At 50.2% G+C, this 12,190-nt stretch carries 10 protein-coding genes and 1 pseudogene; 8 read left to right on the plus strand and 3 right to left on the minus strand.

All coding sequences use genetic code 11. The annotated features are described in order from the left end of the window. Nucleotides 1-41 precede the first annotated feature (41 nt). Complete coding sequence (locus HX807_RS14920; RefSeq protein WP_371103568.1) at nucleotides 42-251, plus strand: accessory factor UbiK family protein; 210 nt, start codon at nucleotides 42-44, stop codon at nucleotides 249-251. 52 nt (nucleotides 252-303) lie between these two features. On the opposite strand, the gene cfa is transcribed toward HX807_RS14920, so the two are convergent. Beyond that, nucleotides 304-1,386, minus strand: a complete 1,083-nt coding sequence (gene cfa / locus HX807_RS14925) for a cyclopropane fatty acyl phospholipid synthase (RefSeq protein WP_008439353.1) — start codon at nucleotides 1,384-1,386, stop codon at nucleotides 304-306. A gap of 263 nt (nucleotides 1,387-1,649) precedes the next feature. Here cfa and HX807_RS14930 point away from each other — a divergent pair, with 263 nt between their 5' ends. The 7 genes and pseudogenes from HX807_RS14930 (at nucleotide 1,650) to HX807_RS14960 (ending at nucleotide 10,985) form a co-directional block, all read left to right on the plus strand. Next, on the plus strand, nucleotides 1,650-2,558 hold the full coding sequence (locus HX807_RS14930; protein WP_177050322.1) for a LysR family transcriptional regulator: 909 nt from the start codon (nucleotides 1,650-1,652) through the stop codon (nucleotides 2,556-2,558). Nucleotides 2,559-2,655: 97 nt separating this feature from the next. After that, nucleotides 2,656-3,561, plus strand: a pseudogene (locus HX807_RS14935) (YifB family Mg chelatase-like AAA ATPase); the annotation flags it as partial. A 517-nt stretch (nucleotides 3,562-4,078) separates the two neighbouring features. Further along, nucleotides 4,079-6,406 carry a hypothetical protein gene (locus tag HX807_RS14940; RefSeq protein WP_177050323.1) on the plus strand — a complete coding sequence of 776 codons (2,328 nt, stop codon included), beginning with the start codon at nucleotides 4,079-4,081 and terminating at the stop codon, nucleotides 6,404-6,406. Continuing rightward, nucleotides 6,399-8,468 (plus strand): hypothetical protein, encoded by a 2,070-nt coding sequence (locus HX807_RS14945; protein ID WP_177050325.1) that lies wholly within the window; start codon nucleotides 6,399-6,401, stop codon nucleotides 8,466-8,468. Before HX807_RS14940 ends, HX807_RS14945 begins: the two co-directional genes overlap by 8 nt. Further along, nucleotides 8,458-8,991: a hypothetical protein gene (locus tag HX807_RS14950; protein WP_152980086.1), complete on the plus strand. Its 534-nt coding sequence runs from the start codon at nucleotides 8,458-8,460 to the stop codon at nucleotides 8,989-8,991. The genes HX807_RS14945 and HX807_RS14950 overlap by 11 nt, the downstream gene beginning before the upstream one ends. After that, on the plus strand, nucleotides 8,981-10,354 hold the full coding sequence (locus HX807_RS14955) for a tyrosine-type recombinase/integrase (RefSeq protein ID WP_177050327.1): 1,374 nt from the start codon (nucleotides 8,981-8,983) through the stop codon (nucleotides 10,352-10,354). Before HX807_RS14950 ends, HX807_RS14955 begins: the two co-directional genes overlap by 11 nt. A gap of 79 nt (nucleotides 10,355-10,433) precedes the next feature. Further along, nucleotides 10,434-10,985, plus strand: coding sequence for a hypothetical protein (locus tag HX807_RS14960; protein ID WP_169904814.1), 552 nt, complete (start codon nucleotides 10,434-10,436; stop codon nucleotides 10,983-10,985). 16 nt (nucleotides 10,986-11,001) lie between these two features. Here HX807_RS14960 and HX807_RS31945 read toward each other — a convergent pair whose 3' ends face one another. Both HX807_RS31945 and HX807_RS14965 read right to left on the minus strand, forming a co-directional pair. Beyond that, nucleotides 11,002-11,208 (minus strand): hypothetical protein, encoded by a 207-nt coding sequence (locus tag HX807_RS31945; protein ID WP_226298243.1) that lies wholly within the window; start codon nucleotides 11,206-11,208, stop codon nucleotides 11,002-11,004. An 18-nt stretch (nucleotides 11,209-11,226) separates the two neighbouring features. Then, entirely contained in the window at nucleotides 11,227-11,634 is a 408-nt protein-coding gene (locus HX807_RS14965; RefSeq protein WP_177050329.1) for a hypothetical protein, read from the minus strand. Nucleotides 11,635-12,190 lie beyond the last annotated feature (556 nt).

The raw sequence follows: 12,190 nt of genomic DNA on the forward strand, positions 1-12,190 counted from the left end.
CCAAAGACCTCCTCGACGCCCTGAGCGGCCACGCCTCCCGCCTGTTCAGCAGCGACACGCCGCTGCCACGCAATGAAATTGAAAGCCAGTTCAAGGCACTGCTGCAAAGCGGTTTCAGCAAGCTGGACCTGGTAAGCCGGGAAGAGTTTGATAGCCAGATGGTGGTGCTGGCGCGCACTCGGGCGCGGTTGGAAAGCCTTGAGGCCAAGGTGGCGGAGCTGGAAGCGCGATTGACGCCTGCCGCCGAATAAGCCGTCCCAACCGGGGCAGGTTTCACCTGTCCCCGTTAAACCGTTGCAACCCTCAGCTCACCCGCTGATACCCGCCGACAACCCCCTTCTTCGACAATACCCACTGCCACAGCTGGATATCCCGCGCGCGAAACGCCCCTGCACACGACAGCAGGTAATAGCGCCACATCCGGTAGAAGCGCTGGCCAAAGGTGTCTGCGAAATCCGGCCACGCCAGCTCGAAGTTTTCGCACCAGGCCATCAGCGTCTTGTCGTAGTCGGCGCCAAAGTTGTGCAAATCCTCGGCAACAAATAACCCGTCCATGGCGTCGCCGATCTGCCCGATCGAGGGCAAATCACCGTTGGGAAAGATGTATTTGTCGATCCACGGATCCGGCGTGCTGTTGCGTTGGTTCTTGCCGATAGTGTGTAGCAGGAACAACCCATCGTCTTTCAGGCAGCGGTTGGCGACCTCCATATACGCCCGATGGTTCTTGCGCCCCACATGCTCGAACATGCCGACACTGGCGATATGGTCGAACTGCTCGTCGATATCCCTATAGTCCTGCAGACGAAACTCGATCGGCAGATGTGAATACTTGGCCCGCCCCCACTCCGCCTGCTCCTTGGAGATGGTCACGCCGACACACTCGACCCCATAGTGCTCGGCCGCATGGCTCATGAAACTGCCCCAGCCACAGCCGATATCCAGCACGCGCATGCCCGGCTTGAGCCCCAGTTTTTTACAGATCAGGTCCAGCTTGGCGAACTGCGCCTGCTCCAGGGTGGTGGCATCTTTCCAGTAGCCACAGGTGTAGGTCATGCGCGAGTCGAGCATGCGTGCGTAGAAGTCATTGCCGAGGTCGTAATGTGCTTCGCCGACTTGCCAGGCGCGTTTCTTGTTTTGCAGGTTCAGCCAGCGGGAGCTGAACGCGTGAAACAACAAGGTGGCCGGGTTGGCCTGGTCGATCACGCCGGAGCGCATGAGGCGGTAAAAAAACTCATCAAGTGCCTCGGCGTCCCAGCCGCCATCCATGTAGTCTTCGCCAAGGCCAAGATTGCCCTTGGCCAGGGCGAGATCAAATGTGGCACTGTGGTGCAGTTGCATATCGGCAGCCGATGGCCCGTTGACCTCGATCTGCGCCTGCGCCAGCAACTCCTTAACGAAGCGCGCTCCCTGAGACATCTCATCAGAACCGGAAAAAGAATGACGCGTTTTGTTAAGCACAGTTGCTCTCCAGAAATAGCGTTGCCTTTGATTCATACACTGCGAGAAATCTGGCCATGGAAGCGTCTGGCAAGGCCCTTAAGGCGTCATGGAAGCGCTGGCTGGGAACAGATGTAACAAATCTTATCCAGCCATTTTTTAAAGATATAATGAATTAATATTATGAAAACCATGCAAAATTGGAATGCAAGATGGACATTCGGGCGCTCCGTTATTTCGTAGAAGTCGTCGACCAGCAGAGCTTTACCAAAGCCGCTGTGAAGCTGCACCTGACCCAGCCAACAGTCAGCAAGATGGTGCAGCAATTGGAGTCGAGCCTGGGCCTGAAGCTGCTCGACCGCATGGGAAAACGCTTCACCCTGACGGACGCCGGGGAAATTGTGCTCAAGCGCGCCAAGGAAATGATCGCGCTGCACGATGAAATGACGGTAGAGCTGCAAGACTTGCAGCATGTCGGGCGCGGCGCCCTGCGCATGGGGCTTTCGCCCTCTACCCACCTCGCACTGGCGCCGATCTTTGCGGAGTATCACGCCCGTTACCCGAAGATCGAACTGAAACTGTTTGAAAGCGGCGGCAATATCACCATCCAGGATCTGCGCCAGGGCACGCTGGAGTTCGGCACCATCCTGGACTCGCCGCGCGTGGCGGACATCTGGTCCGAATTCGAATCCATGCCCCTGTTCGAATCACCACTGTGCCTGCTCGCGCCCCATGACTCGCCCTGGCAAGGCCGCAGATCGGTGGAATTGAGCGAACTGCAAGCCTGCGAATTCATCTTTTACGATGACACCTTCACCCTGAACCAATTCGTACTTGATGCCTGTGCACAAGCCGGTTTTGAGCCGCGGATCAGTGGCCGCAGCAGCCAATGGGACTTTATCGCCTCCCTGGTACGACTGGGCGTGGGCATCACCCTGCTACCCCGGGCATTCTGCGAAACCCTTGATGCGAGCCAGTTCAGCATCGCGGAAATACAGTCGCCGGCGCTGAACTGGCGACTGATGCTGGCGTGGCGTCGGCAGTGCAAATTGTCGTTTGCGGCGCAGGCGTGGTTGACGCTGGCGAAAGAGTTTCTGTGTGTGCCGCCGTCGGACCGCTAGCGCGATACGTTCTGTAAAACCTCGCCGCCGCGCGTCGCCATCACTCAACTACCCTTGAAAAACCGCAGGAAGCGGCCACTCATTTCAAGGAACCAGCATGTCCCTCGCCATCGTCCACAGCCGCGCCCAGATAGGCGTCGAAGCGCCCGCCGTCACTGTCGAGGTGCACATGGCCAACGGCTTGCCGTCGCTGACGCTGGTGGGCCTGCCGGAAACCGCCGTCAAGGAAAGCAAAGACCGCGTGCGCAGCGCCATTCTCAATTCTGCGCTGCAATACCCGTCCCGTCGCATCACCCTCAACCTCGCGCCCGCCGACCTCCCCAAGGACGGCGGGCGCTTTGATTTGGCGATTGCCCTGGGGATTCTCGCCGCCAGCGTGCAGGTACCGGCGCTGACCCTCGATAACGTGGAATGCCTGGGCGAGCTGGCGCTGTCCGGTGAGGTGCGGCCGGTGAAAGGTGTGTTGCCGGCAGCCCTGGCGGCGCGCAAGGTCGGGCGCACCTTGATCGTGCCACGGGCCAATGCCGAGGAAGCCTGCCTGGCTTCGGGGTTGAAGGTGATTGCCGTGGATCACCTGCTGCAAGTGGTGGCGCACCTGAACGGTCACGTGCCGATCGAGCCCTTCGTTTCCAGTGGCCTGATGTACTTGAACAAACCCTACCCGGACCTGAGTGAAGTGCAGGGCCAACTGGCAGCCAAGCGTGCGCTGTTGATCGCTGCGGCGGGCGCCCACAACCTGTTGCTCAGCGGGCCACCGGGCACCGGTAAGACGTTGCTCGCCAGCCGTCTGCCGGGGTTGTTGCCGCCCTTGAGTGAACAGGAAGCGCTGGAGGTGGCGGCGATTCAATCGGTGGTCAGCCTGGCGCCGCTGAGCCATTGGCCACACCGGCCATTTCGCCAGCCGCATCATTCGGCATCCGGCCCGGCGCTGGTGGGCGGTGGCTCGAAACCGCAGCCGGGGGAAATCACCCTGGCCCATCACGGTGTGTTGTTTCTCGACGAGTTCAGTGCATTGCTTTATCCCCGGAGTCGTTCATTTGCGCTAAGCCTAAGTATCGTAGGACTGACAAGGCAAAGAGCTGATGTGAACGATGATTCACTTCAAAGCGCGCCCTAGCATTGCGCCCTAGGATTTGGTAACTCCCAATGCGTCGCTGCTGACACACGAACTGCATTTGAGAACGACCAGAGTCGATTCCCGACCGTTCGTCACCTCGATTTTCGAAGACTGAACCGTCCCTTCTTAGTTATAACTATGGATATACTTAAAACATACTGTAAGGCTCTCTTAGCGCTTTGACTTGGTCATCGCTAGATAAACCTGGCGCTAATATCCTTAAAAAAACAAGTTAAGGGTAAAGTTAAAGTATATTCAACCTGTCAATTTATAATATTCATATCTGCCATTCGCTCCAAACAACAACCAAGAGCATACGCATTACCGCTCTGAGCTAGAAGGAGCGTGTTGAGAAACTAAACGTCGCCTGCTAAGGTTCGGTGAAATCCAAACGGTTTATGCTATGACCATTATCAAAAGCCTTATCGCTGTGTCTGAACACCCACAAGAGAACTTAGACATTGATGCGGCCATACAGTTATTAGCAGCAAATCAGGCGTTGAAAAAAACGCAAGCAAGCCGGTCGGCGAGAATAATGTGCGTCATAGAGTGTATCCTTCAAGTTACCGGGATACATTTGACAGTAACTCAAATACGCACGCAGTTTCTCACTAATGTTTTCCAAAAATGCATTGGGCTTATTCTCAGCGGAAAAATACTAGACGGCACTAAGGCGCGAAATGAAGATTACGCCCGACATTTAGGCAATCTCCACGACAAAGTTTGCAGCTTGAACGAATACACGCCAACTATTTCGCTGGGCACAATTATGGGGAAGAAAAATTCAGACTTAAGAGAGGCTTGCAAAGCACTTTCAGAAAGCTTGCAACTAAACCCGGAGAAAGTTTGGTTGTGGCAAGGGTGGACAGTATCTAATGACAGCCACAGCATGCACTTGAAACTACTTCCCATCTACCTAAAATACGGCAGGTATTATACTGAGAGGCTGTATGAGGCATGCTCGCAATATTTTTCGGAGAGGACGACTTCCACCATTCCATGCTTGGATTCGCTTATTTGCTTTCTTGGTAGCGAACATTGCATATATACCCAAGCAGAATTATTAGATACCCGCACGTTTTCAAAATTGGTCGAGCAGCTCGCCAATTTCCATATTCAATACAACCTAGGAAAAAAAGAATCAGGGGCTAGGCCTTGCTCTCAACATGTTCTAATCAATGACTGGAATGCGCATTTTAGAACTTTCATGGTAGGGTATCTGATACCACACCAAGTTATTGCTGCACCACATTCTGGAAGGATAACAACCGACGACATCCCTCTTATTCCGGGCGACATCAGCAAGCAAGCAAAACGACTGGCAGCTAACGTCAAGAAAATTGAGGGAGGAATTATTTGTAAGTGCAAGACAATTACACCCATTCCTATGCACGTTACCAACGACAAAGCGATTGAAGCTATATTTCGACAGATGCGTCAGGATCTATCCATCTCTGTGAAATGGGCGGAACATTTCATCCAGTCAATTGAGGCGCGGTTGGATGAGCTTCTCCGAATCACGAAGTTTGGATCTGCCTCGCTCCCCAAGACGTCACGGTCAGACTTATCAGATGCATCGCTAATTCGTGAACGGATAAATACGACACGCATATATATGACAGATGGTTTTTATCCTAGCCATCGTCACTTTACCAAACTCGAACCTAGATCTTCTAAACTTCTCAGCCGAGAATTGTCGGAGTGGCTCTGCATACCAAAGCAGCATATGCTCACGCCATTCACGATATATCTCGCAGCGAAGCACGAGGAGATCACCAACTCCTTTTTGGACAAATGCACGGTTCCTAAGTACACGTTTATTGCCGATGGTCAAATTCAAGTAGAAGAAGATTTCCTCATTGGCGCCAAGCCCCGCGCAAAAAAGCCAGAACAAAAGGTTGTACTTAATTCCGAGACAGCTTGGGCCGTGCGGGTGTTAATACGACTCACGCATCCAGTTCGTACATATCTCAAACGAACCCAGGTGAGCCCTAAACTCCATCGCCGACTTTTCATTATGACAGGTAAAGGATTCGGCCATCCTACAGGCGTTAGAACGACAGATATGACTGGCACTAGCCGAACCAAATTTCTCAACGCAGAATCCATGGTTGTAATGTTGGGTCTCACCAAAGCGGATGCGAAATATCTTTCGGACAATCTCAGTGTTAACTCAGCCCGAGACACCAGCATAGTGCTGAAAGTGATAGATCATATGGATCTATCTATCGCGTCGACCGATCTAGACCACGCTTTCTTCGACCTGCGACTTCTGGAGCGTTACGTGCCCAACCTGGTGTTGTTGTGGCTTATGCGCCAGGAAATCATACAGTGGAATACAAGGGTGCTCATCCAAGCGTTAGATGGCCATCCGTCTACAGCTAATTTAGCAGGTTTTGCTACACGCGCGGAGCTTGATCACTACCTCCGCGAAGCCTTGCATTTGCCATACCCTAAACGACCGACGAAGGATATCGGCCCAACTGGCGGCATCGAAGTTATCATCGGCATAGACGCTGGTATAATTGCGATTCTCACGAGCATCGAACAAGCAATAGAGCTAGAACCGACACGCGCAAACCCAGAAGGCATATATTGGGCCGCCTTTTCTGGAGCTATACGTCGATGGATTTATTCATCTGAAAACCCCGATCCATATCTTCAAGAAGTATACGCAGAAGGTTTAAAAGATCGTGATATGGCATTGGTGAAGGATGCTGTATATGCGTAATGTTATTCCAAGGACAATCGTGCTTGCTCCTTTACCAGAACATTTACGCGTCAAGACAAATGTACATGTTGACGGATTTGTTTCTCCTTGGTTTTCTTGTGAGCATGAAGGCGTCTTGTATTTCAAATTTGGAAAAAAGATTTTCGATATTGATTTGAACATCCCTGTTGGCAACGGCACACTTCTAACTGAAAAATCCAACCATGAGTTGCTTAAGCTAGTTAAACAATGGATACATGAACAACACTTCCCGCGCTCCATTCGAATAAGAAAAATGAAGTTGACCAATGCAAAAAAACGGCTTTGGAGCGTACTTCGGTTGATCGACAAGCTATTTTTGAACGCAAAAACTCTTCGCTTATATGAATATGGGTTCGGACTCGTAACTCCGGGGACTATCAATAGCTACATGAATGAGTTCCTCAAATGTAATAGCTCACACGAGTCTATTTACTCTTGGTCTCAAACCCTGAGCGTATTTATGCTCGATAAAATCAAGGAAGAACAACCCTATGACTTTGAAAATTTCGTCCAAAAAAATCCGATATTCCTAGAGCCTATTCCAGGCGCACAAACTCGTTACTTTCCATTAGATGACCAAGAGATTTTTCGTGCCCGGGTGTGGCTCTACCATAACAATTTTTATCAAATTAAAGAAGGAGAGAGTTGGCCAGGGCACATCAAGACAGCAGCCTTAGTGAAAGAACTTTATCCACACTGCATTATGGCCGGCCACATGCGGCCACTTCCTTATGAGTTGGAAATACAATCGGTATACGGACATCGTCGTGAGCTGCCGTATATACCTGTTCGTCAGGATAACTCTAGCGCGACTGCATTAAGATATAATGAGGTACGGAGAGGTTTTATGTCTCAGCGGTTTCTTTCTGAGAGCAAGCTCAAGATCCCCAACCTAAGTTTAGACACCCTCGCAAATAACGACCATACAACACTTCTTGCCCAAGTAGGAAGTTATGTGACTCTACCACACACGATGACCATTGATCTATTACGGAAAAGCATCTTATTTTATGAAACGCATTCCGACTCCATATTAAATTACTTTTCCATGTTGATTTCAGGTGCTGCTACGGAGGGTCTCACTCCCAATGCATATTTCTTAAAAGAAACAGCCGCCAATATCAATTCGCCAATTTCTTTTACAGCCTGGGACTTATGCGCTTCAGCAAAAAAAACTTTCACCCCAGGCGCCGCAGCGCAATCATTAGAGCGTATGCGTAATCTCGAAGGAGCTTTGCAGACATACTATTTATTGTTAGGCTGCATTCAGTATGCAGTAGGGTTTTTTACCGCTCGCCGGCAGTCCGAGCTATTAAACATCAAGTTCAAGCATTTAAATGGTCAAGATAATTGCATTACGACTCTAGTAATGAAAACAGGCATTGGTGAAGCCAGGCTCACTCATGACATCCCTGTCATACCCCTAGTTACACGCATGCTTTCCAGGCTAGAGCGTTTTCATCAAGAATGCGGTTTATCTCCTGAACAAATTAAGAACTCCAATTGCTTTGGAAGATTCTCTTTAAAGCGTAAACCGGGAATCAACAAGCCAGATCCCAAAAAATACAATTGCCACCTGGATATTCTTTGTGATTATTTTCAGACTGACTCCTACAATGAAAGACGTTACTACGTAAGGCAACATCAATTGAGAAGAGCGTTTGCAGTAAGTTTCTTTTACTTGAATACGCGCGGCAACCTTTCCGTGCTTAGCTACTACTTTGGACACATGGATTTCAAACAAATTTATCGATATCTGACGACGGTAGTAGGTAATAAAGAAATGATTGACATCAAATCTGCGTATCTAGCCGAAGAAACTATTACCCAAGGCGCAGCCGTCCAAGACCTCTTGAATAAACTCGGCGTGTTCCCCCCCACTACTGTACTCAAGGTCATCGAGCGACAGCGCCTGGAGAGCTACTATAAATCGCTGATACGAAATGAAAAAATAAAAATTGATACCACTTTTCTCTCAATTGAAGATCGCGATGAGATGCTGATATCAATAACCGTAAGTGAGAGCCAGCATGGCAAATGATAGAAATCTCGATAGAAATATTGCTTCGGCTAGAAATCTGTTAAGGCTACTAATAGACATCCAGGCTGCTCCTTCTGAATACAACTCAGACAATCGACTTCTTGAAACATTGAATACTCAAATTAACTTGGGAAAGCTCAATATACCCGAACGCTCAATTTATTTAAGCTCAATGAGCACTCTAAAGCGGGTTTCAGACAAGCATCTGGAAGGAGGCTTTGCTGAGCTCGACAAGCAGAGAAAGCGTGCGTATGCCGATTTGAGACGATCTCTTCAATCCAGTAATGTTGGAAAAAACAGCAAAGAAGGCCGCAGAATAGACAACCGGGATCGAAAACTTGAGGTATTGATCCTGCGGCAAAATCTTTTTGTAAGGGACGCCGTGATTTTTAGACTCGCTCATCTTCTAGCAACCTGTGCAAAGCAACTTGAGTCATCTACAGGCACTGATTACTTCATGAAAGCAAGAGCCCAAGAACTATATAGACTCGGGTTTAAGGGGTCGAATATTGATGAAAGATAATCCACTCTCCCTCGGCTTGTTGGTTAGAGCTGGGGATGACTTCGGAGTCCCGATTGCAGCCGAAGCAGGATGTAATCCGGTGTTCAGAAAATGTGGTGGCCTAGCCTTGATTTCATGGCCGGACTATTCTGCGTGCTTCGAAGCTAACTGCTGGATTGACGAGTTAAGAGCTGAGGGTCTGGATCCCGTGACCAGTGTTCAGTATGGTTACCAGATTACGTGGGTTCTAAGATATGCGCATGACAACCTCCTGTCATTGCATAATTTCAACGAATATCATTTCGTTAAATTTATGAAAGAACTCAAACAAGAAAGTCGAGCGGCGAGCGACCGTTCACGTTCACCTAAACAGAATGGAGTTATAGGTAGAAAAACCTTAGACTTCCTCGAATTCATAGGGAAACTTTATAATATATTGGACTTAGTAGCCCCGCAGGGGAGGATCCAAGCAGTAAAGAAAATAGTCCAAATACAAACCCCATCCGGCAGACGGTTTGTTGAGACATGGTTCCACAGTGAGGTACCTATTGTTAAAAGCACGGTATCTAGCAAGAACAAACTGCTTAGTAGTAACCAAGTTAAAACTATCAAGCATGCGATACGAACGAGCAATTCCGGGGAGTATATACGCAGCCGTCAACGAACGGTGTTTTTGGTTCTTGAAGAGACAGGCGCAAGGCGTGAAGAGGCGGCCCCAATTCTAGTGAGTGCCGTTTGGGAAGCAAAAAATATGTTATCTCCGAGTATTCTGCTCAGAACTTCAAAGAGAGGAGGAATATCTACGCGCCTTGTTGAAATAAGCCCTGCTCTTCTCACATTACTAGAGGATTATATAAAATTTGACCTTATGCCTTTTCTAGATTCGAAGAACATGAAGGTCATCGGTAGCACCCCCCTTTTTGCCAGCGCCAAAACTGGAAAAGCAATCCAGCCAAACACCATTACCGCTGAGTTTTCACGATTTAAAAAACTTACTGGCCTTGAGGGAGCTGTCAGCCCGCACATGCTCCGCCATGGATCGGTTACTCAGGACAGGATTGACTACTTCGAAGAGCATCCTAACGAAAAAGCCATAGCTCGCATAATTGGGCTGAAAGGTGTGCCTGAATTTGCACTCCGTTCGATGGAAAAACATGGTCATTCTTCCATCCATTCACAAGTGCCCTATAACCATTTTGAAAAGCTCATTAATCTCAAGACGGGCATAGGTGGACTAGATTCTAGGGCGACGTCCGCACTCCGCGCAAATCTGGAAACCATACGCGACATCGCGAATAAGGGGAGCGCAATAAAAAATGACGCTATGAGACTTAAAAAGCTGCTTGATGAAACTTTAGCAATTCTGACGCCGAGCGATGATTAATCGACCTGGGATTTAGGAGATATTCGCGCCAGTTCCCTTACCCAAGTTATCTAGTTTCAGCGTTCAGCTGGAGGTATTTGTGAGTTTTCTCAGAAAACTATTGTTGTTGCTTTTTCGAGACAAAAGAACCGCACGGGAAAAAGCGCAAGAGCAGGACTTTATCTTAGCAGTGAATAGTCTCAAGACTCTTAAGATGACCGACCGGGGCGGCATGTCTATCGATCCCGAAGAGCTTCGAGAGCAGATCATTTCCTCCCGTGAGCAGCTTAAACATCTTGTCCACAAACCAGTAGCGCCTAACACGTCTTTCAAAATGGCGGAGGACGTCCAGGTAGAACAGGAAACGAGTCCCGCCGTTGAGGATGCAATGAGTGCCATGGACTGTATCGAGGTGGTGGCGTGGCGTCGGTTTCAGACCGGCGCTGCTGTGCGCTATGTGTGCCTCCAGTCTACGCGTACCGGTTGTTACGCTGTGGCGACGGCTAGTCTCTTCTCCGGTGGTCAGGAGAGCCTCCCAGGTTGGGTTGACGGCAGTACCAACAGGCAAATTGCGAATGCCCTACAATTCGGTGAGTTCCAGTGGTACGCGATTGTGGGCGAGGCTATGGATGCATGGGACGCAGAGCTCTGATGGCTTCACCGAGATTTCACTGACACCAAGGCCCCCAAGTTGGCGGGTTATACGCGATATCGATGGACGTACTGAGCTCGTACTGCATGTGTTCGAAGACTCTGTCGAGACGTGGATGAGCTTTCGACTCTCGCAGGGCGTTCACTAGCTCCAATAGCTCCCGCCCTTGAGCCACCGGCATTTGGATATCGCAATACACGGTGTCATCGCCGTCTCGTTCCACGTCTCTTCTCCGTCTGCATCAATCCAGCTTGGGCTTACTGCAGGCGGCTCTGTGTGCCTCAAGGTGTTGCATCTCTCTTTCCCAGCAAGCCAGAAATTTATCCCAGTTCGTGGCGTAGGGCCCGTCAGGAACTCTGGTTGATCCGATGCTCGCTTGCAGAAAACGTTCTCGCCAGGGCTGCGGGATAGTCTGCTCCAAGATGATGTCGATGCCGGAGGGGTGATGCTGCACCGGGACACAATCCCGAACCTGGTTGAGCTCAAGCGCCTTGTCAGAATGAGGGGAGTCTTTTCTCTCTAGAAGTTCAAGGTCATCAAGGATGGATAAGGCATCGAACGCCTTCGAATCGCCTGGAGATATGTTCGCAAGTATCCACAAAGCCTTTCGCCTCTTGGCTTCCAGCTCTCGGAGTTCATCGTCGGGCATTTGAGTTACCTCTTATTGGCGTTGATGGCATGCCGCCTGCGGCGTCAGGCTGCCGTGAATCGAGCCCCGCCAAGGCGTGTCTCACCCCTGCGGGCTCGCATCCCTCACGCCTGCGCGCTCCGCTTGCTTGGTGTCTGAGGCTCTGTGAAGCATAGATCGCAACGCATCCTACCCTCATGATTCGGAGCTCGGCATCGCTATTCGAAGCGTTCTGTTATCGTTCTAAAAGTAATCTAGTCGCTCTTATTCATCAGCCTTCTGCGAAGCCGGGAATGGACACAACTCGACGCGTACCAGGCAGAGCCTACCAAACGGTTCGCGATCCTGAGCGTCTGCTCATTGAAGAGCGCGCCGAAGCTCTATCTGCTGCAGGCAACCCGCTGCCAGATGATGATCCGGCTAAGTACGCTGAGCGAAGGCTGAAAGAAGCCAGCGCGGCACGACGACTTTCGTGTTCAGATATTTGTCTTTCGTCCTGTGGGTCACAAGGTACTGACAACCAGGAAGTTAAGAGCTACCGCCCCTCATTTTGATCATCAAGGAAGAAAATGAAATA

Origin of the sequence: Pseudomonas sp. D8002 (assembly GCF_013385695.1) — a bacterium.
Classification (GTDB): Bacteria; Pseudomonadota; Gammaproteobacteria; order Pseudomonadales; family Pseudomonadaceae; genus Aquipseudomonas.

What these genes read in the sequence shown, in the direction of transcription:
- HX807_RS14940 (WP_177050323.1), top strand. Translation starts at nt 4,079, where the DNA reads ATGACCATTATCAAAAGCCTTATCGCTGTGTCTGAACACCCACAAGAG.
- HX807_RS14965 (WP_177050329.1), bottom strand. Translation starts at nt 11,634, where the DNA reads ATGCCCGACGATGAACTCCGAGAGCTGGAAGCCAAGAGGCGAAAGGCT.
- HX807_RS14945 (WP_177050325.1), top strand. Translation starts at nt 6,399, where the DNA reads ATGCGTAATGTTATTCCAAGGACAATCGTGCTTGCTCCTTTACCAGAA.
- HX807_RS14955 (WP_177050327.1), top strand. Translation starts at nt 8,981, where the DNA reads ATGAAAGATAATCCACTCTCCCTCGGCTTGTTGGTTAGAGCTGGGGAT.
- HX807_RS14950 (WP_152980086.1), top strand. Translation starts at nt 8,458, where the DNA reads ATGGCAAATGATAGAAATCTCGATAGAAATATTGCTTCGGCTAGAAAT.
- HX807_RS14930 (WP_177050322.1), top strand. Translation starts at nt 1,650, where the DNA reads ATGGACATTCGGGCGCTCCGTTATTTCGTAGAAGTCGTCGACCAGCAG.